General features: G+C 72.2%; 18 protein-coding genes and 3 pseudogenes. 10 read left to right on the top strand and 11 right to left on the bottom strand.

Going from position 1 to position 19,082, the window contains the following annotated elements:
* The first annotated feature begins 138 nt into the window (after positions 1-138).
* From AB0G79_RS26215 to AB0G79_RS26205, 3 genes are all read left to right on the top strand, one after another.
* The gene (locus AB0G79_RS26215; RefSeq protein ID WP_360810492.1) at positions 139-819 is read left to right on the top strand and encodes a HemK2/MTQ2 family protein methyltransferase; all 681 of its coding nucleotides are present in this window, start codon (positions 139-141) and stop codon (positions 817-819) included.
* 10 nt (positions 820-829) lie between these two features.
* On the top strand, positions 830-1,849 hold the full coding sequence (locus tag AB0G79_RS26210; protein ID WP_360810491.1) for a DNA topoisomerase IB: 1,020 nt from the start codon (positions 830-832) through the stop codon (positions 1,847-1,849).
* 108 nt (positions 1,850-1,957) lie between these two features.
* Complete coding sequence (locus AB0G79_RS26205) at positions 1,958-3,127, top strand: esterase-like activity of phytase family protein (RefSeq protein ID WP_360810490.1); 1,170 nt, start codon at positions 1,958-1,960, stop codon at positions 3,125-3,127.
* A 90-nt stretch (positions 3,128-3,217) separates the two neighbouring features.
* Here AB0G79_RS26205 and AB0G79_RS26200 read toward each other — a convergent pair whose 3' ends face one another.
* Positions 3,218-3,877 (bottom strand): nucleotidyltransferase family protein, encoded by a 660-nt coding sequence (locus AB0G79_RS26200; RefSeq protein ID WP_360810488.1) that lies wholly within the window; start codon positions 3,875-3,877, stop codon positions 3,218-3,220.
* A gap of 264 nt (positions 3,878-4,141) precedes the next feature.
* Between AB0G79_RS26200 and AB0G79_RS26195 the strand changes: the two genes are divergently transcribed.
* Positions 4,142-4,975, top strand: coding sequence for an SDR family oxidoreductase (locus AB0G79_RS26195; protein ID WP_360810486.1), 834 nt, complete (start codon positions 4,142-4,144; stop codon positions 4,973-4,975).
* A 25-nt stretch (positions 4,976-5,000) separates the two neighbouring features.
* Here AB0G79_RS26195 and AB0G79_RS26190 read toward each other — a convergent pair whose 3' ends face one another.
* From AB0G79_RS26190 to AB0G79_RS26180, 3 genes are read right to left on the bottom strand one after another with little or no spacing between them, the layout of a single operon-like run.
* The gene (locus AB0G79_RS26190) at positions 5,001-6,083 is read right to left on the bottom strand and encodes an iron-containing redox enzyme family protein (RefSeq protein ID WP_360810484.1); all 1,083 of its coding nucleotides are present in this window, start codon (positions 6,081-6,083) and stop codon (positions 5,001-5,003) included.
* Positions 6,080-6,361, bottom strand: a complete 282-nt coding sequence (locus AB0G79_RS26185) for a CDGSH iron-sulfur domain-containing protein (RefSeq protein WP_360810482.1) — start codon at positions 6,359-6,361, stop codon at positions 6,080-6,082. Before AB0G79_RS26185 ends, AB0G79_RS26190 begins: the two co-directional genes overlap by 4 nt.
* A 5-nt stretch (positions 6,362-6,366) precedes the next feature.
* Positions 6,367-7,485 (bottom strand): glutamate--cysteine ligase, encoded by a 1,119-nt coding sequence (locus tag AB0G79_RS26180; RefSeq protein WP_360810480.1) that lies wholly within the window; start codon positions 7,483-7,485, stop codon positions 6,367-6,369.
* Between the two features lie 175 nt (positions 7,486-7,660).
* On the opposite strand from AB0G79_RS26180, the gene AB0G79_RS26175 reads away from it, so the two are divergent.
* The 5 genes from AB0G79_RS26175 to AB0G79_RS26155 are packed head-to-tail and all read left to right on the top strand — an operon-like array spanning position 7,661 to position 10,820.
* Positions 7,661-8,134, top strand: coding sequence for a hemerythrin domain-containing protein (locus tag AB0G79_RS26175; RefSeq protein ID WP_360810478.1), 474 nt, complete (start codon positions 7,661-7,663; stop codon positions 8,132-8,134).
* 52 nt (positions 8,135-8,186) lie between these two features.
* Positions 8,187-9,152 (top strand): LLM class F420-dependent oxidoreductase, encoded by a 966-nt coding sequence (locus AB0G79_RS26170; protein WP_360810476.1) that lies wholly within the window; start codon positions 8,187-8,189, stop codon positions 9,150-9,152.
* Positions 9,153-9,199: 47 nt separating this feature from the next.
* Positions 9,200-9,775 carry a DUF6328 family protein gene (locus tag AB0G79_RS26165; protein WP_360810474.1) on the top strand — a complete coding sequence of 192 codons (576 nt, stop codon included), beginning with the start codon at positions 9,200-9,202 and terminating at the stop codon, positions 9,773-9,775.
* Positions 9,772-10,023 (top strand): hypothetical protein, encoded by a 252-nt coding sequence (locus AB0G79_RS26160; RefSeq protein WP_360810472.1) that lies wholly within the window; start codon positions 9,772-9,774, stop codon positions 10,021-10,023. The genes AB0G79_RS26165 and AB0G79_RS26160 overlap by 4 nt, the downstream gene beginning before the upstream one ends.
* Positions 10,020-10,820 (top strand): metallophosphoesterase, encoded by an 801-nt coding sequence (locus AB0G79_RS26155; RefSeq protein ID WP_360810470.1) that lies wholly within the window; start codon positions 10,020-10,022, stop codon positions 10,818-10,820. Before AB0G79_RS26160 ends, AB0G79_RS26155 begins: the two co-directional genes overlap by 4 nt.
* An 86-nt stretch (positions 10,821-10,906) precedes the next feature.
* Here the strand turns inward: AB0G79_RS26155 and AB0G79_RS26150 are convergent.
* The 4 genes and pseudogenes from AB0G79_RS26150 to AB0G79_RS26135 all read right to left on the bottom strand — a co-directional run.
* Positions 10,907-10,987: pseudogene (locus tag AB0G79_RS26150) on the bottom strand (IS5/IS1182 family transposase); the annotation flags it as partial.
* Positions 10,988-11,183: 196 nt separating this feature from the next.
* Positions 11,184-12,302, bottom strand: a complete 1,119-nt coding sequence (locus AB0G79_RS26145; protein ID WP_360810468.1) for a hypothetical protein — start codon at positions 12,300-12,302, stop codon at positions 11,184-11,186.
* A gap of 1,113 nt (positions 12,303-13,415) precedes the next feature.
* Complete coding sequence (locus AB0G79_RS26140; protein ID WP_360810589.1) at positions 13,416-15,077, bottom strand: SulP family inorganic anion transporter; 1,662 nt, start codon at positions 15,075-15,077, stop codon at positions 13,416-13,418.
* Positions 15,078-15,133: 56 nt separating this feature from the next.
* Positions 15,134-15,490 carry a metalloregulator ArsR/SmtB family transcription factor gene (locus AB0G79_RS26135; RefSeq protein ID WP_360810467.1) on the bottom strand — a complete coding sequence of 119 codons (357 nt, stop codon included), beginning with the start codon at positions 15,488-15,490 and terminating at the stop codon, positions 15,134-15,136.
* Positions 15,491-15,761: 271 nt separating this feature from the next.
* Here AB0G79_RS26135 and AB0G79_RS26130 point away from each other — a divergent pair, with 271 nt between their 5' ends.
* Positions 15,762-17,072: a hypothetical protein gene (locus AB0G79_RS26130; RefSeq protein WP_360810587.1), complete on the top strand. Its 1,311-nt coding sequence runs from the start codon at positions 15,762-15,764 to the stop codon at positions 17,070-17,072.
* Between the two features lie 256 nt (positions 17,073-17,328).
* On the opposite strand, the pseudogene AB0G79_RS26125 reads toward AB0G79_RS26130, so the two are convergent.
* The 3 genes and pseudogenes from AB0G79_RS26125 to AB0G79_RS26115 form a co-directional block, all read right to left on the bottom strand.
* A pseudogene (locus AB0G79_RS26125) lies at positions 17,329-17,495 on the bottom strand (ABC transporter); the annotation flags it as partial.
* Positions 17,496-17,528: 33 nt separating this feature from the next.
* Positions 17,529-17,741, bottom strand: a pseudogene (locus AB0G79_RS26120) (substrate-binding domain-containing protein); the annotation flags it as partial.
* Between the two features lie 171 nt (positions 17,742-17,912).
* Positions 17,913-19,082 (bottom strand): permease, encoded by a 1,170-nt coding sequence (locus AB0G79_RS26115; protein ID WP_360810465.1) that lies wholly within the window; start codon positions 19,080-19,082, stop codon positions 17,913-17,915.

The raw sequence follows: 19,082 nt of genomic DNA, 5'->3' as shown, positions 1-19,082 counted from the left end.
GGTTCGGATCCGCGGGCATCCCGCGTTCGGACGCACGGGCGGCCTGCGTACGGCCTGACCTGCCGCGCGTCCCCCGTTCTGGCGCGCGGTCCGGTACGGCTCCGCATGATCGGGCGGCCACCGGGCACCCGCCCCGGCATGACGACCCTCACCCTGCTGCCCGGGGTGTACCGGCCCGCCGCCGACACCCGTCTCCTCGCCGACGCGCTCGCCGCCGAGGTGATCGCGCCCGGCTCCGCCGTCCTCGACGTCGGTACGGGCTCCGGCGTCCTCGCCCTCCTGGCGGCACGCCGGGGCGCCGCCGTCACCGCCGTGGACGTCTCGCGGCAGGCCGTCCGCACGGCCAGGATGAACGCCCGACGCAACCGGCTCCCGGTGCGCGTCGAACACGCCGACGCCACCGACTGCGTCCCCGGCGGCCGCTTCGACCTCGTCCTCAGCAACCCGCCGTACGTCCCCGCCCCCCGCGCGCGGGGGGCGGGAAGGGCGCTCGCCTGGGACGCGGGGCCCGACGGCCGCGCGGTCATCGACGAGCTGTGCGGGCGCGCCGCCGGATGGCTGCGCCCCGGCGGCGCCCTGCTCCTGGTCCACTCCGCGCTCTGCGGGGCCGCGACCACGGTCGAGCTCCTGAGGGACCAGGGCCTTTCTGCCCGCGTCGTCCGGCGCGCCGACATCCCCTGGGGTCCGGTCCTGTCGGCGCGCCGGGCGTGGCTCACCCGTCAGGGACTGGCCGACGCGCACGCGACCAGGGAGCGGCTGGTGGTGATCCGCGCCGCGCCGTACCCGCCCGCCGCCAGGAGCGCGGGAGGCTCGCGGTGAGGCCCGCCCCGTGACCGCCCGGCTCCGCACCAGCGACCCCCACCGGCCCGGCTGGCGCCGCGTCCGCCACGGCCGCGGATTCCGCTACCTGGACGCGGACGACCGCCCGGTCCCCGCCGACCAGCGGAAGCGGATCATCGGGCTGGCCATCCCGCCCGCCTGGCGGGACGTGTGGATCTGCCCCTGGCCCAACGGCCACATCCAGGCGGTCGGCACCGACGACGCCGGCCGCCGCCAGTACCTCTACCACCCGCGCTTCCGTGAGCGGCGCGAGGCGGCGAAGCACGACCACGTCCGGCGCGTCGCCGCCGGGCTGCCGCGGCTTCGCCGCTCGATCGCCGAGGACCTGGCGGCCCGAGGGCTGTGCCGGGCCCGTGTCCTCGCCTGCGCGGCCCGCCTCCTCGACCTGGGCTTCTTCCGGATCGGCGGCGAGCGCTACGCCCGTGACCACGACAGCTACGGCCTGACCACCCTGCTGCGCGAGCACGTGGAGTGCCGCCGCGGCGAGATCCGCCTCAGCTTCCCCGGCAAGTCGGGCCGCCACCAGCACCGCGCGCTCGCCGACGAGGCCGCGTTCCGGGCCGTACGCGCGCTGCTCCGCCGCCCCGAACCCGGCGAGCGGCTCTTCGCGTACTGGGAGGGCCGGGCCTGGCACGAGGTGCGGGCCGAGGACCTGAACGCGTACCTGCGCGAGCGCTCCGGCCGTGACATCACGGCCAAGGACTTCCGCACCTGGCACGCCACCGTCCTGGCCGCCGTCGCCCTCGCCGTCTCCGCCCGCGCGGCCGACGGCACGAAGAGGACCCGCTCGCGCGCGGTCACCCGTGCCGTCCGCGAGGTCGCCGACTACCTCGGCAACACCCCGGCCGTGTGCCGCGCGTCCTACATCGACCCGGTCGTCATCGAACACTTCGAGGACGGCAGGACCATCTCCCACGCACTGCAACGGCTGGGCGAGGACGTCACCTTCGGTCATCCGGCAACTCAAGGAGCGGTGGAACGGGCGGTATTGAGTCTGGTCCGGCAGTAATCGGCCACATTCGGAAGAAGTTGGAGGAAGCTCGTAGGATAAGCACCCTTCAACAACACCCCATTGGGCGACTGCGCCCCCGGGTGCCGCCGGGTCAAGATCAACCACGTGAGTTCTTCCCTGACGCGCCGCGCGTGCGCCGTAGCCCTGCTCCTGACCTCGACGCTGGCCCCCGCCGTGGCGGCGGCGGCCCAACCCGGCGTCTCCGGGCAGGAGCCGAGGCGCCCCGTCCAAGCCCGCCTCCTGGGCGAGAAGACCGTCCCGCACAAGCTCGACTTCCAGGGCACCACCGTCGGCGGCCTCTCCGGCATCGACCGCAACCCCTGCACCGGCGAGTACGTGTTCATCAGCGACGACCGGTCCTACCTCCAGCCCGCCCGCTTCTACACCGCCGCACTCGACGTGGACGCCACCGGCGTGCACGCCGTCGACTTCACCGGCACCCACCCCTTCCGGCAGCCCGACGGCACGACCTACCCCGCGCCGACCCTCAACGACGGCAAGGCCGTCGACCCCGAGGAGATCCGCGTCGACCCGCGCAGCTGCCAGTACTGGTGGGGCCAGGAGGGCGACCGCCCGAAGACCGTCGGCCCGCCGGTCGTCCAGCCGTCCATCCAGTACGCCTCCCCCAGCACGGGCGCCTACCTCGGACAGCTCAAGCTCCCGGCGAACTACGAGATCACGATGGAGGAGCGCGGCCCGCGCCGGAACCAGGCCATCGAGGCGCTCACCTTCGACGCCGAGGGCAGGGTCCTGACAAGCGCCGTCGAGGGCCCGCTGCTCCAGGACGGCCCCGAGCCCGACGTGGACAACGGCGCGCTCGTCCGCGTCACCCAGCAGGGCCGGGACGGCCGGGTCCTCGGCCAGTTCGCGTACCCGCTGGAGAAGATCTTCACCGCCAACGACCCCACCAGCCCCTGGGGCCCGGACACCGGCGTCCCGTCCATCCTGGCCTTCCCGGACGACGCCAAGCGCTACCTCGTCCTCGAACGCACCTGGGTCGCCGGCGCGGGCTACAAGATCCGGCTCTTCGAGGCGACCACCCGCGGCGCGACCGACGTCCGGGCCGTCGACTCCCTCGACGGCCGGCCCGTCCAGCCCATGCGCAAGCGGCTCGTCGTCGACTTCGACAGCCTGGGCCTGTCCGCCGTCGACAACACCGAGGGCATGACGTGGGGCCCGGACCTGCCGTCCGGCGAGCGCACGCTGATCCTGGTGAGCGACGACAACTTCGCCGAGGACGCGATCACGCAGGTCGTGGCGCTCGGCATCCGCTAGCCGGAGCGACAGAGCCCCGGTTCCGGGAAGGGGCGGAGTGGGGTGAAGGCCCCGCGCGGCGGCCCCGTCCGCCCCGCCCCGCCGACCCCCTCACGCCCCTCCCACCCCCACCTCCTTGGGCAGCACGTCGAGCAGCTCCAGCAAGTACAGGAACGCCTCCGCCATCGGCGCTCCCGAAGTCTCCTCCCGCACCCGCCCCCAGTCCACCCGCTCCCGCAGCCCCCGCGCCACCGGCAGCAACGGTCCGAAGTCGCAGTGGTGTTCGGAGAGCGCGAGGAGCCGGGAGACCACGAGGTCGGTCGGCGCCAGCACCGGCATGTGGACGGAGTCCACCGGGAGGGTCTGCGCGCGGGCGAGCAGCTCGCTCGTGACCGGCCGCCCGGCCAGGGCGAAGATCAGGTCGATCTCCTCGCCCCCCGCGCGGGCCTTCACGAGCCAGTCCTCGGGCGGGTCGACGATCCGCACACCCCGCGCCCGCAGCGACGAGACGACGGTCTCGGCGTCCTCGCGCAGCACGGCGAAGTCCGTGTCGTGCTGGAGCCGGACCGGAATCCCGTGCGCGTACGTGGCGACGCTGCCGACCAGGGCGAACGGGCAGCCCGACTCCTTCAGGACCGCCCCCACCTCCTTCGTCGTCTCCAGGATCGCCTGCGTGTGGTCCGGCGGAAGGGCGCGACGGTGCGCGGTCGGGGCCGGGGGCCTCGCTCCGCCCGCCGCGAGGGGCTCGGCCGGGCCTTCCATGAGGTTCATGACCTGCTCCTCTCCTCGCGGCGGGCCGGGAAGGACCCGCGCGGGGGATCTCGTCCACGGGAACCTGCGTCTACCCCTCAGGGCCGGTGCCATCCCTGCCGGACCGGTTGCCCGCCGCGGTTGCGGGAGCGGCATCGGGGCAGCCGCCCGTCATCCCCCAGTCACCCCCACCTCCACCCCCCAACCCCACCTCCACCCCCCAGCCCCAACCCCCCCACTCCCCAATCCCCGATTTCCCCTCCCGCTCTCCCTCGGACGGCGGTCATGAGAGCTCACCCCGGACGCCCGGAACTCGCCATCGGCACCTTCCTGGAGGGGCTGTTCGTGATCCGCCACGGTCGGCGCGCGCGGCCGCCCCTGGCCGGCCGCGTCGTGGCCGTCACCGGCGCGGGCGCCGGCGTGGGCCGCGCGGTCGCCCGCGCGTTCGCCGCACAGGGCGCGGACGTCGCGCTGCTCGCCCGGGGAGGGCGCGCCCTCGATGCCGCCGCCGACGAGGTCGAGCGATTCGGCGGAAGGGCCCTGGTGGTGCCGGTCGACATGGGGGTGCCGGACCGCGTGGAAGAGGCGGCCGAGCGGGTCGAGCGGGAGCTGGGACCCGTCGACGTCTGGGTGAACTCCGCCGTCACCTCGGTCCTCGCCCGCTTCCCCGACGTGACCCCCGAGGAGTACGCGCGCGTGACGACGGTGACGTACCTCGGCTGCGTCAACGGCACGCGCGCCGCACTCCGGCGCATGCGGCCGCGCGACGCAGGGGCCGTCGTGCAGGTGGGTTCGGTGCTCGGGGAGCTCTCCGTGCCGCTCCAGGCCGCCTGCTGCGGGGCCGAGCACGCGATCAGAGGCTTCACCGCCTCCGTACGGATGGAGCTCCGCCACGAGGGGAGCCGCGTGGCCGTGACGACCGTGCGGCTCCCCGTCCTCGACCCCGAGCCGGAGGCCGCCGCCCGGGCCGTGGTGCACGCGGCCCGGCACCCGCGGCGAGCGGCGTACCGGGTCGGCGCCTCGACGGCCGTGGCCGCCCTCGCCCACCGCACGGGCCCGGCCCTTCTGGACCGCTGCCTGGCCCGTACCGCCGAAGACGGGAAGCCCCGGCGGCACTGAAGAGAAGCCCGGGCGGCACTGAAGATCAGAGCGGCCCGCGCAACGCACTCCGGCCCCGCGCCCAGGCGTCCACCACGGTGCTCCCGACCCGGTCCTCCACGAGCTGGGTCGCGGCGATGCCGAAGGCGATGTCGGGCGCGAGTCCCGGCTCCTCGTCGAGCAGGCCGCCGACGACCTCACGGCGCACCACCTGCTCGTGAACGGCGTCGGCCTCCACGTGCTCGTCGTAGTACCGCTCCGCCGCCGCGCCGGCCCCGGTACGGCGGAGTGCCGTGGCGATGCGGGCGGCGGCGGGCGGAGAGGTCGTCTCCAGGACGGCGAAGTGCCCGACGAGGGCCCCCCGCAGCCGCCGGTGGAGGCCGAGGAACGACATGAGGTTCGAGGCGGCGAGCACCTCGGCGCCGACGGCGTCCACGTACCGCCCGTAGGAGGGGTCGAGGCCGAGGTCGGCCATGAGGTCCGCGTACAGCCGCGCGTGCATGCGCTCCGCGTGCCCGCAGCCGTACTCGTCGTACTGGATCGCCATCATGGCCGCCTTGGCCCGGCCGTTCAGCCGGGGGACGACCCACAGGTGCGGGTCGGCCTCCCGCAGCTGGGCGACGGAGCGCAGCGCCGCGTACTCGCGAAGCTGCCACGACTCGCCTTCGGACATCAGGAAGTGCGACACGCCCTCACCGTCGCGCGGTTCGAGCAAGAGCTCCGCCAAGGCCTCGTCCACCGGCGGGAGTTCACGGCAGTCGTGGCGGAGGGCGCTCTCGAAGCGGTGCTCCAGGAGTGCCCTGACCCGGAGCAGGTCGGCGTCCCACTCCAGGGTGTCGGGCACGTCGGCGAAGCCGCGGTAGTGGAGCTCGTAGCAGAGGTGCAGGGCCAGGTGGAGGTCCTCGCCGTAGGGGGCGGAGCGCGCCACGTCGGCGGGCCGGGGCAGGCGGTCGGGACCGGCGCCGAGCAGCCGTGCCCGTACCGCCGCGGAGATCTCGCCGCGGGCCTCGGGGAGGGGCGGCGGCGCGAGGGCGGGGGAGGCGGGGACGGACGTGGCCGCGACGGACGCGGCTGGGCCTGAGGAGGCCCGGCCGGCGGAGGCGGAGGCGGGGGTCTGGATCAGGGTCATGACGTCTCCTTCCGGGTTTCCGTCTCGCTGTCGGACGGGGCCCCGGCCCTCGGCTTCCCGGTACGGCGCCGGAGGCGCGGGCGGTGGCTCGTGTCGCAGAACGGCGCTCTGAGGCTGCGACGGCACGTGCAGAGGGCCATCATCGGCCGCTCGCAGAGGATCACCGACCCGTCCGGCATGACGATCTCGGCGGGCCCCTCCACCAGCAACGGCCCCTCGGGGAGCGGCTGGATGCGGGTCGGGACGCGGGTCGGAGAGGAGTCGTTGCCTGTACTCATGGGTGTCAGCTCCTGATCGTCGCGGCGGCGAGGGCGTCGACGACCGCCGCGTACCGTCCGTGCCGCCGGAACACGGCCCGCTGCCGCGCGGCGCCGCCGCCGTCGACCCGGATCCGCTGCCACTGCCGGCGCACCCACTCGGTGTCGTCGGTCGCGTCGAGGCCGGGCCGGGCGAGGTCGACGAGGCTGTCCAGGATCGCCGCGGCGGGCCGTTCGAGACCGGTCACCGGGTCGAGACCGGTCCCGGCGAGGCCCTGGACGGCGGCGAGCCGGTGTGCGTGGAGCAGCCGGGCCGCGGGGACGACGGGTGGCGGGGCCTCCGCGTCGACGCGGGGAAGCAGGGTCGCGGCGAGGCCGCGGACGAGGATGGCGAGCAGCACCACCGTGTCGAGGTCGGCGTTGGCGTCGGCGACCCTGATCTCCACGGTCGGCACGTGCTCGGAGGGGCGGGCGTGCCAGTACACCATCCGGTCGTCGAGCAGCGTCCCGTCCTCGACGAGCCGGGCGACGTGGGCCAGGTACTGCGCCTCGTCGAGGACGGGGGTCGGACCGACGGTCGGCCACCGACCGTGCTCGACGGAGCGCCAGCTCTGGTAGCCGGTGTCGCGGCGGCCCGCGTACGGCGAGTTCCCGGCGAGCGCCTGGAGGGCGGGCAGCCAGGGCCGCATGTGCTGGGCGAGCGCGAGGGCGCGCTCGCGGTCGAGGGTCCCGATGTGGACGTGGCAGCCGCAGACGAGCCCGTCGTCGCGGGCGGCCCCGTCCTCGCGGGTGATCAGCGAGGCGAAGCGGCGCGCCATCCGCTGGTAACGCTCCGTGTCGGTCACCGTGTACGGCTCCTCGGGCGGGAGGACGGGCGTGCCGCAGGCGACCGGCATGCAGCGCGCATCGTGGGCGGCGGCGCCGACGGTGGCGCGCAGCCAGGCGAGTTCGTCGCGGAGGTCGCGGCGGTCGGCGGTGGCCCGGGTGCAGATCTCGATCTGGGCGTTGAAGAACTCGGTCTGGACCTGGTCCCCGAGGACCCGGCGCGCGATGCGGATGACCTCCGGCGCGCGGTTGACCGGGCTCCGGGTCACGCGGTCCACCAGGACGAACTCTTCTTCGACACCCATCGTCAGGATCTTCATCGCGGGCTCCTCACCTCGGCGGGCGTGTACCCGGGAAGGCGCGGGGCAGTCGCCGCGGAGTGGACCACCGGAAAGCCGACGCGTGGACCGCGAGGAAGTGTGGACCACGACGAAGCGTGGACCACGAGGAGTGTGGACCACGACGCACCGTGGACCACGAGGAAGGGGAAGCGACATGGACGCGATCGTGCTCCTGCGCGAGGACCACAAGACGGTGGAGAAGCTGTTCAAGGGCTTCGAGCGCGCGGACGACGACGACCTCCGGGGCAAGCGCGAGCTGGCCGACGAGGTGATCAGGGAGCTCACCACGCACGCCTGGATCGAGGAGCGGGTCTTCTACCCGGCGGCGCGCGAGGCGGCGCCGGACACCAAGGACCACGTCCTGGAAAGCGTCGAGGAGCACCACGCCGTGCTGTGGATGCTCTCGGAGCTGGCCGGGCTCGACGCCGCCGACGAGCGGTTCGACGCGAAGATGACCGTGCTCATGGAGAACGTGCGCCACCACGTCGAGGAAGAGGAGAAGGAGTGGTTCCCCGAGGTGCGCAAGGCGATGGGGCGCAACCGGCTCGTCGAACTCGGCGAGCGCATGGAGGCGGCGAGGAAGGACGCGCCGGACAGCCCCCTGGACGTACCGAGCGCCGACGAGTAGGCGGGGCGTGCCCCGGTGTTTCGGACACGGGGGTCGTGGCAAGTCGCCGGTCATGATGCGTATCGGATACACCATGATGACCGAGCAGGCCGGCCCCCGTGAGCTGGTCGGACACGTCGTCGGGGCGGAACGGGCCGGGTTCGACTTCTCCGTGATCTCGGACCACTCCTTCCCCTGGCTGCCCTCCCAGGGCCACGCGCCCTACGCGTGGAGCGTCCTGGGCGCGGCGGCGCAGGCGACCTCCGACATCCCGCTCATGACGTACGTGACCTGCCCGACGTTCCGCTACCACCCCGCGGTGGTCGCCCAGAAGGCGGCGACGCTGCAACTCCTCTCCGAGGGCCGGTTCCGCCTCGGCCTCGGCTCGGGCGAGAACCTCAACGAGCACGTGGTCGGCAGGGGCTGGCCCTCGGCCCGCGTCCGGCTCGACATGCTGGACGAGGCGGCGGAGATCATCCACGCCCTGTTCTCGGGGGAGTACGTGACGCGGCACGGCCGGCACTTCCAGGTCGACGACGCACGGCTCTGGGACGTCCCGGAGACCCCGCCGCCGGTCGGCATCGCGGTCTCCGGGCCGCGGTCCTGCGCGCTCGCGGGACGCCACGGCGACCTGGTGATCACGACCGAGCCGGACCGGGAACTCCTCGACGCGTTCGACGCGCAGGGCGGAGCGGGGAAGCCCCGGATGGGGCAGATGCCGGTCTGCTACGACCCCGACCGCGAGGCGGCGATCGTCCGCGCCCACGACCAGTTCCGCTGGGCGCTCGGCGGCTGGCGGGTGAACGCCGAGCTCCCGCTCCCCGCGGGCTTCGACCAGGCCTCCGCGCACACGAGGCCGGAGGACGTGGCGAAGAGCATCCCGTGCGGGGACGACGTGGACGCGGTCGTGGAGGCGGCCCGTCCCTTCGCCGAGGCGGGGTTCACCGACCTCGCCCTCGTACAGATCGGCGGGGAGCACCAGGAACCGTTCCTGCGCTGGGCGGAGAGGAAGCTGCTCCCGGCGCTCCGGGAGCTGTAGCCCCTGCCGCCCGGGCTTTCGGGACGTGCCGAGCCGAGGAGGACGTCATGACCACGACGACGAGACGCGTGAAGGAGACGGGGAGCGCGGACACGACGACGAGACGCGCAGCGGGGAGCGCGGACACGACGGCGGAAGGGGCCCGCGAGCGGGTCAACAGACGATGGCAGGAAGTCCTCCAGGAGACCCGGGTCGCCCAGACCGGCGTCCAGATCCTCTTCGGCTTCCTGCTGAGCCTCGCCTTCACCGTGCGCTTCCGGGAGCTGGGCGGATTCGACCGCGGACTGTACGTCGTCACCGTCGTCCTCGCCGCCTCCTCGACGGCCGCCCTGATCGCTCCCGTCTCCCTCCACCGCTGCCTCTCCGGCCTGCGCCTCAAAGAAGACGTCGTGATCGCCGCGGGCCGGCTGATGGTCTGCGGCATGGTGCTCCTGGCCCTGACCGTGGCCTGCACGCTCATGCTCATCCTGAACGTCGTCCTCGGCGGGGCGGTGGCCGCCGGGATCGTCGTCGGCGGGGTGATGGTGTGGTTCGCGCTGTGCTGGTACGTGACCCCGTACCGGCTGCGACGCAGGGCGCTCTCCCGCGCCCCCCAGGACGAAGGAGAAGGAGGTCACTCATGAACGGCGGCGAGAGCGAGTACCGGATCGCCCGCTTCAAGGAACGGCTCGCGCGCGAGGAGGTCGCGGAGCTCGGCGTACGGGTCGAGGTACGCGGCACGGCGGTCCTGCTGTCCGGCACGCTCCCGACGGCCGACCACCGCGACGAGGTCCTGCGGCTCGCCGACACGGAACTCGCCGGCATCCCGATCCGCACCGATCTCGTCGTCGCCTGCGCGGACCCGCCCGACCGTCCCGAGGACCTGTCGTGACCACGTCGGCGTCGGACAACGGCGCTGTCGTCCGGATCGCGGCGGTGGGCGACATCCACCTCAGCCCCGAGTGCCGGGGCCTGCTCCGCCCCTCCTTCGAGACCCTCCCGCTCTGCGCGGACGTCCTCCTCCTCGCCGGGGACCTCACCCGCCACGGGACGGTCGCGGAGGCCGAGGTCGTCGCCGGCGAGGTGACCGACCTGGGAGTCCCGGTCATCGCGGTCCTCGGCAACCACGACTACCACGGCGACCAGCAGGCCGAGGTGACCCAGGTCCTCGCGGACGCGGGCGTCACGGTCCTGGAGGGCGACCACGCGATCGTCCCGGTGGCGGGCCACAAGGTCGGCGTGGCCGGCACGAAGGGCTTCTGCGGGGGCTTCGCGGGCCGCAGCGCGGGAGAGTTCGGCGAACCCGAGATGAAGGCCTTCGTCCGCACGGCCCGCGAGTCCGCCGAAGGCCTCCACCGCGCCCTGACGGAGCTCGCCGCGGACGGCTGCGCGGCCACCGTCGCCCTCACCCACTTCGCCCCGGTCCCCGACACCCTCGCGGGCGAACCGATCGAGATCTACCCCTTCCTGGGCAGTTACCTCCTCGCCGAGGCCATCGACGAGGCGGGCGCCGACCTGGCCGTCCACGGCCACGCCCATCTGGGCACGGAACACGGCATGACGGCGGGCGGGGTACGCGTCCGCAACGTGGCCCAGCCGGTGATCGGGAGGGCGTTCGCGCTCTATCACCTGCGGCTGACGGAGACGGGTGAGGAGGCGGGGGAGGAGCTGATCCGCGCCAGGGCGTAGCCCCCGGCAAGGCTCCTCAGCCGGCCACCACCCACGCGAGCGCCTCGTCCCGCTCCGACAGGGCGAAGGTCTTCGTCTCGCCGGGCGCCCTCACGGGTGACGATCAGCATCGTGACCCACTCCACGAGTGCATGCGGCAGGTCGAGTGCGGCAGGATGGATGACCAGCGAGGCCCCCGAGCAACGTGATTGAGACGTCAGATATCTCGATCAACAGCCCGGGGGCTCGCTCGTTGCGCTTCACGGACCATCACCCGATCGGCGGCCAAGTCGAAGAAGCTCAGTGGTCACGCCGGAACGGTACGACGACACAGCACGGAGGTCATTTCCCGGGACCACCTCGCTGAGTGGCTCATGGGCGACGTCACGGCCGATGCCCCTCCAGCCCGACCTCGTCCGTGCAGATCTTGGGAGCGGGGACCACGTCGTTCGTGAGCACCGTGAGGGTTCCGGCCGCGGAGAACGATCCCGTCAGCTCGCATCTCGTACTCTGAGTGGTTGCCAGGTAGTGGTGGTGGAGTTCATCGCCTGCCCTCCCGTCGACGTGGGGGCGGTAATTCTCGACATACACTCCAGAGTCGAGTCCGTTTGCCGCCTCGGTCGGCGCGGAGAAACCCGTCTTCCGGAACATCTCGTGCTTCCAGAGATCTTTCTGGTAGGCCTTCAGGAGGTGGGTGTCGCAGAACAGCGACGTCTTATCGGGGAACACCGCGTCGCCCCCCGACCGCGAATCGGCCGCGTCGCGACAGACGAACAACAGGTTGCGGATGAGCGCCCCCACGCGCGGTAGCCGGAGCGTGTTGAAACCGTAAGATACCGGCAAGGTGATCTTGGACCAGTAGGACGTCGAACCGACGGCCGGTGGTGTCTGGGCCATCGCATTGCCCTGGAGATCTGTCCGTGGCGGTTGAGACCATGCGTCCAGGTGTAGCCGGATACGCACCGACGGCAGGGCGGATGGTGTGGTGCCGTAGACGTGGTTCGCCGGGGCGAGCGTGATTCGGACCTTCCAAGGGGATGCCGCGTTCGTATTCGGGAGGCTTCCCAGCCCTTCTTGTGCGGAGAACTCCACGGGAAGTCGCAGGCAGAACCGGAAACCGCCATCGGATGCCGCGACACCCGAATACATCGGGGACAGCTTCGAGTCCGAAGCGTGGACGTATCCTCCGTACTTGTTGACGAGGTACAGGTCATACCCGGAGAAGGGGCCGACGACGGGCGTTCCGTTCGCGTCGACGAGGGCGATTTCGGAGATCACACTCCACGGCGCGTCTTCCGTGGCGGTAACGCCGGTGCCAGAGCCGCCGAACGCATGGACATCCAGGATGATGTTCCGGAGGTACCCGTACGCCGGGACGTCGTACGGCCCGAGGGACGTAGCCCTGGGCGCGAGCGCCTGCGTGACGTCCTGCATTGGCTCGAGGTGCTCGTGGCTCGCCCGGGCGAACGGGACGAGAAGGGCGGCTGGTCCGGTAGCGGGCATCTTTCCTTCTTAGGCCATGGGGAGGTGGTGCTGGTTTCTGTTCACTAGCGCTGTCTGCCGGTGGGACTGGTGGGGGCAAGCTCAGCAGCTCCAGGGTCGCGCTTGGAGAACGCCCAGAAGATCTGAGTGTCGGCGAGGCTACTCTTGGTTGTCTTACGGAGGTTGGTGGAGGACACCAACAAGGACAATCCGGAGCGTCAGGTGCGGCTGAGCTTCCTGGGCTGACCGGGCCGATCGGCGCCGAGGCGTGCGAGCGGTGCAACTCGGAGGCTGGTCAGCCGCAGGGGCGGGACCGTCGTACTGCCGAGCCGGATGAGCTGAGGGACCGGGGCGCAGCAGCCGCCCCTGTCGGCTGTCTGCTCGGTGGCGGGCTGGTCGAAGACGCCGACGCCGCCGCAGACTCTGATCTCCGGGAGGACGAGTTCGACGCGTTCGGCGGCCTCTGGTCGCCCGCGAGGGCGGCGACGATCAGTGGCGCAAGTCCAAGGGGGCCAGGGGACGCTCGTGAGGCCGAGGTGGAGGTCGTCGAGGTAGGAGGGGCCGGGGCGGAAGCCGGTGAGGACGATGACCTCGTCGGTTGGGTCGAGCCGCCGGCCGACTCACAGGGGGAGGGTGATCCGGACGCATTCGCGGCCGTCGGCGTCCCGCCGCAGCACGCAGGCGCCGCCCCCTCCGCCGCCGGCTGGGCGACCGTGGCGCGCCCGCCCGTGGCACCCGCTGCGGGGATGACGCCGGGTGGTGGGGGTTGCGGTCACGGACGGCGAAGGCGAGCGGGTAGTCACCGGCGGCAAAGGTGATGCTGAGGAACGGGGATGCCTCGGAGGCGTGCCGCACGCGGCCGGTCCGGTGACGGTCACGCTCCAACCGGCGGCGACGGGCCTGCGCACCGCATGGACCTGGTAGGTCAGCGTGGGGCGGCCGGAAAGCAGGCCGCTCCGGACGGCGGCCCGGACGATCAGCCGACCGTGTTCGAGGCTGTGAACGGCCGGCCGGACCACGACCTGCTCGCGGCGGTGGTGGAGGGGCAGTCCCTGCGAGGTGCCCTCCAGAAGTCACGGAGCCTCGGTGCCGGGGACGTCGACCATGACGGGGGAGTGCTGTGTGTGGAGGCCGTCATCTCGTACGCTCCCTTTCCGCGACGGTCCTGTGGTCGGGCTGCGGCGTGGGGAGAAGCCCGGCACCTTGGAGGTGGGAGCGGGCGCCGGCAATGGCCTCGGGTGTGGTGGCGTACTCGCGGTCCTCGAAGCGCAGCAGGTCGAGGGCTCCGACGGAGTCGAGGACCTTGCGCTGGCCGGGGCGGATCCCCGAGGTCATGACGGCGATGCCGCGGCGGTTCAGCTTCTCGACGGCGTCCTTGAGGACGAGCGCTCCGGTCGCGTCCATGGTCGTGACGCGGGACATGCGCAGGATGACGACGCGGACGTCGGCGACCTCGGAGAGTTCGAGGAGGAAGCGGTGGGCGGCGGCGAAGAAGAGGGGACCGTCCAGGCGGTAGGCCACGATGTGCTCGGCGAGCAGGGCGTGTTCCTCGTCGCTGTGCTCGCCGGGCAGGTCGGCACGGAGGTCGACCTGGTCCATGCGGGCCTGCTTGGCTACGGCGCGCAGGGCGAGGGCGCCCGCGACGGCGAGGCCGATGATCACCGCGTACACGAGGTCGAGGGCGAGCGTGGCGACCGCGGTGAGGACGAGGACGACGGCGTCCGAGCGGGTGGCCTTGGCCATCGCCCGCAGGGAGCCGACCTCGACCATGCGGACCGCGGTGGCGATCAGGACACCGGCGAGGGCCGCGAGCGGGATCTTCGAGACGAGCGGGGCCGCGGCGAAGACGATCACCGCGAGGACGGCGGCGTGAGTGAGTGCGGCAAGGCGGGAGGAGGCACCGGAGCGGACGTTCACGGCGGTACGGGCTATGGCGCCGGTCGCGGGAACGCCGCCGAACAGCGGGGCTACGACGTTGGCCAGGCCCTGGCCGAACAACTCCCGGTCGGGGTCGTGCTTCTGCCCGACGGTCATGCCGTCGGCGACCTGGGCGGAGAGCAGTGACTCGAGCGCGGCGAGCGCGGCGACCGCGACGGCGGGGGCGAGGAGGGAGCCGAGCGCGGAGAGGTCGAGGAAGGCGAGGGAGGGTGCCGGGAGGCCGGAGGGGAGATCGCCGATGGGGGGTGCGGCGTCGAGGTGGAAGACCTGGGCGACGCCGGTCGCGGCGACGACGGCGACGATGGAGAAGGGGACGGCCGGGCGGAGACGGGCCCCGGCCAGCATCGCGAGCGCGACGCCGGCGGCGAGGGCGACCGCGGCCCAGTTCGGCGTGCGGACGAACTCCTCGACGGCTCGCCAGGTCACGACGAGGACGCGCTCGCCCTCGGGCTTGGGGACGCCGAGGGCGTTGGGGAGCTGCTGGAGGCCGATGACGAGGGCGATGCCGAGGGTGAAGCCCTCGATGACCGAGGCGGGGACATACGCCATGTACCGCCCGGCGCGGGCGAGTGCGAGGGCGATCACGAGGAGCCCGGCGAGCAGGCCGACGGCGAGGACGCCGTCAGGGCCGTACTGGGCGACGATCGGGACCAGGACCACGGTCATGGCGCCGGTCGGGCCGGACACCTGGAGGTTCGAGCCGCCGAAGAGGGCGGCGAGGGCGCCGGCGACGACGGCGGTCGCGAGCCCGGCCTCGGCGCCGAGGCCCGAGGAGACCCCGAACCCGAGTGCGAGCGGCAGGGCGACGATCGCCACGGTGAGCCCGGCCACCAGGTTCCTGCGCGGGGCGTGGGCCATCGCCGTGAGATCGGCACGGACGGGCAGGAGCGAACGGACCCGGTTCCCTGCGCCGCTCACGAGGACGTGACCGCGGACGCTGCCGGCTCGGCTCCCCGCAGCTCGGCCAGGAGCTCGTTCTGCCCGACCAGCATGTCGGTGAGGATCCGCCGGGCGGCCTGCATCAGTTCCGCGACGTCCCCGCCCGCCAGCGTGTAGACCACGGTGGAGCCCTCACGGCTCGCGGTGACGATCCCCGACCGCCGCAGGACGGCAAGCTGCTGCGAAAGGGCCGACGGCTCCACCTCGATCCGCACGAGCAACTCGCGCACCGCCAGCGGTCCGTCCTGGAGCAGCTCCAGGATATGGATGCGCACCGGATGCCCGAGCATCCGGAAGAACTCGGCCTTCGCCTGATAGAGCGGAACCGGCACGATCTCTCGTCTCTCCTCGCTGCACCGGCGGCGGGTCCCGTGCCGGTTGGCTGTGCCCGCGGCTACCTGCGGGCACAGCCAACCCATCATGTGATGAATTGCTGAATTATGCAATTGCGGAGGCTGAGGGCTATCCCGAGGAAGCCGCCCCGGTTCAGGAAGGGTCCGGTGTTCGACGGGCGACGCCAGGGCGTGATCCGCGGATGACGATGATGCGCCGTTCGGGTTTGACGTCAGGCGTAGGCTCCTGGCGGAGAACACAGGGGGGATGATGACTGACGACCGCAACGTGACTGTACCCGTGTGGGCGCTGGCGACCGCTGATGTCCGAGTGCCGGGGCTGCCGGCGGGCGAGTCGATGACGGCTGAGCGTCTGGCTGAACTGCGTGGGGTGCTGGCCGTTCTGGCGGACGAGCCGATCGCCACACTTGAGGTGCATCCGCTGCCCGAGAAGCTCGACCGCGGCCGAGGCCTCCCGCTCGATGCCGCGAGTCCTCTGGCGCAGCACCTGTCACAGTTCATCACGCAATCGGCGCGAAGCTCCCTCACGGTGGCCAGAGCGACCGCTTCCGGCGAGAGTCTGTATCGCATGGTGGTCCCGGCGAAAGTCGCCGCCCAGTTCGGGCAAGGCGTCGTTCGCTCGATGGTGCCGAAGGGGGGTGCCGGTGGCATCTACGGTGAGCTCGTGAACTCGACGGGCAGGATCGCTTCCAAAGCGCGGTTCGTGCCGGTCGGAGGAGCGGCAGCGGCGGGCACGGTCGGCGGGGCCGGTGCGACCGCCGGTGCCGTGGCCGCCGGCGGCACGGCGCTCACCGTGGCCGCTCCGCTCGTGCTCATGGCCGTGGCGGTGGGGGTGAGCGCGCACGCCGACCACGAGCGCCGGCGGGCCATCGAGCACATCACGGAACTGCTGGAGCAACTTCTGGAGGACAAACTCGACGACGAGCTCAGCGAACTCGATGCCTGCCGCAACGCCATCGACAAAGCCACCGCCATCCTGCTCGACCAGGGCAAGCTCGGTGTCTCGCTGGGACTCGACTCGGCGGTGCACGCCATCGACACGGCGCTGAGCAAAGCCGACCGCCGCCTTGCTCGCTGGCAGACCGCACTCGGCAGGCTGCCCGAGGATGAGGCTGTCGAACTCGGCACGTTGACCAAGTCGTTTCCCGGTATCGACGACCAGGGTGGCACGTTCCGTACCCACCTCGAACTTGCTTCCTTGGCCATCGCGCTGATGCGACGGGTGGTGGTCCTCCAGGCAGTTGAGCACGCCCAGAGCGAGTCCGGCAACCCGTTCGAGAACTTCACTCGTGCTCTCAAGCGCGATCAGCAGCGATTGGACGAACTGGAGTCGAGCATCGCCGATGTCCTGGTACGCCTGTCGGCACTGGAGCTGGCGCGCCCGAGCGGTTTGCGGCCCGTCTTCACGACCGGTGAAGTCGATCGCCTCATGAGCGCGGCACACCGGATTCACAAGCTGGGCGAGGGCGTCACGATCAACAGCCGTACGACGGATGTGGCGATCGAGATCGCCCGCGACAAGGACGGCTCGGTGGTCGTGTTTCCTGCGCTGCCAGCGTAGGCGCGCTCACTCGGTGAGTCATGGGAGGTTGCCCGAAGCCGCCCCTGCAGAACAGACCTGGGCCTGGCTCGAGGACTGGCCGGCCCTCCAGCACTGAACGCAGGTACGTCGGAGTAGGGTCGGGGTTGTCCTTGTGGAGGTTGGCGGACACGAACGAGGACAACCCGGAGCGTCAGGTGCGGTTGAGTTTCCTGGGCTGACCGGGCCGATCAACTCCGACCCGGGAGCCGCGCGGAGGACGACGGTTCCTCCGGGCTCAGGCCGAGGCCGCCGCAGCCTCCCGAGTGCTCTGCAGTTCGATGCGGACCGTTCGGCCGCAGAGGCGTTCCACCTGGGCGGGGTCTCGTGGGAGACGAGCAGGACCGTGCGGTTGCCGCGCAGGGCCGCCACGGATTCCTCGACGGTGTCTCGGCTCCGTTCGTCGTCCGTGCCGGGGTAGGCCTTCTGGTCCTTCTCGGACAGGGGCTTGGAGCTGAGGGCGATGTTGATCTGCCCGGTGCCCAGCTGGGAGATGCCGCCGGCGGATCCGCCCTGGGTGGCGACATTGATGTTGGGGCCCTTGGCCTTGAGCGCCTCCGCGGCGTCGGAGGCCACCGGGGCGGCGGTGGTGGAGCCGCTGGCCTGGATGGCGTCCGAGCCGGCCTGCGCTGAACCCCCGCAGCCGGTCAGGGCGGCGGAGAGGAGGAGCGCGGCGGAGTCGCCGGGGCGGACGCGCCGTCCGGTGAGGCGTGCGGCTCTGCTGGGGGTGCGCGCGGTTCGGCGGACACGGCGACGCTCCTGTGGCGTCGGGGGGCGCCGCAGGAGCGTGGGTGGGGGGTGAGGAGGAGTGCCGGGGAGTGATCAGAGCAGGGGCAGCGCGACGAGTCCGATGCCCACGCTGCCGAGGAGGCCGACGCCGAGGTAGAAGGCGAAGACCTTCGTCTTGACGACGCTCTTGACGGCCACCATGGCGGGGATCGTCGTGATCGCCCCGCCGAGGAGGAAGGTGACGCCCGCGGCCGCGACCATGCCCTGGTCCAGGAGGCCTTCGACGACCGGGATGGCTCCGACGCCGTTGAGGTACAGGGGGACGCTGATGGCCCCGGCGACCAGGACGGAGACGACGCCGTCCGTGCCGAGGATGCCCGAGACGACGTCGGTGGGCACGTAGCGGACGATCAGGGCCTCCAGGACGATGGCGAGGAGCAGCCACTTGCCCAGGATCAGGGAGTCGCTGACGATCTCCTTGAGGATCTCGCCCGCGCGGAGGTTCTCGATGTCACGCCGGACGAGTACGCGCCACGGGGTGCCGTCGTCCTCGTCCGCGTCGTTCCGCGGGGCGGACGAGCAGCCGCCGGCGGCGGGCTCGGCCTCCTGGACGGAGCCACCGCAACCACCGGCGCTGCCGTTTCCGCTTCCGCTGCCACTGGTGCTGGCGCCGGCGCCGCCGCCGACAGCCACGGCCGCGGCGGTCACGGCCACGGCCTCGGGAACGGTCGCTTTCGCGGTCGAGCACGCGGACTCCGGCGCGGCCGCCGTCTCCTGCTGCGAGCAGCTCTTGGCGGGCGCCTTGTCCTCCGTCGAGTCGAGCAGCGGATCGGCGAACCGCCCGCGCCGTTCGAGCGCCAGAACGATGAGGCCCGCGCCGAAGCTCAGCACCAGGGCGCCGATGAGCCGTGCGGTCGCGACGGGAAGCCCGAGCTGGGCGGCCGAGAGGGCGTAGATCTCCGGGTCCATGGACGGGGAGGCGATCCAGAACGCCATCACGGCCGACAGCGGGACACCGGCTATCAGGAAGCGGCGGATCAGGGGGATCACGGTGAAGGAGCAGAAGGGGCTGAACGCTCCGATGGCCGTGACGACGGCGATGCCGAGCACACCCCGGCGCCCCTGGGCGAAGCTGCGGCGTGCGACGACGTCGATCGACAGACGCTGTACGGCGATCCCGAGGACGATGGCGACCAGGAACCACGGGAGGTAGTGCAGCACCTCGAAGAGGATGAACCGGCCAAGGAGCAGCAATTCGTCCAC

Origin of the sequence: Streptomyces sp. NPDC020807, assembly GCF_040641575.1 — a bacterium.
GTDB lineage: Bacteria > Actinomycetota > Actinomycetes > Streptomycetales > Streptomycetaceae > Streptomyces.
This window is presented reverse-complemented; position numbering and strand designations above follow the sequence as displayed.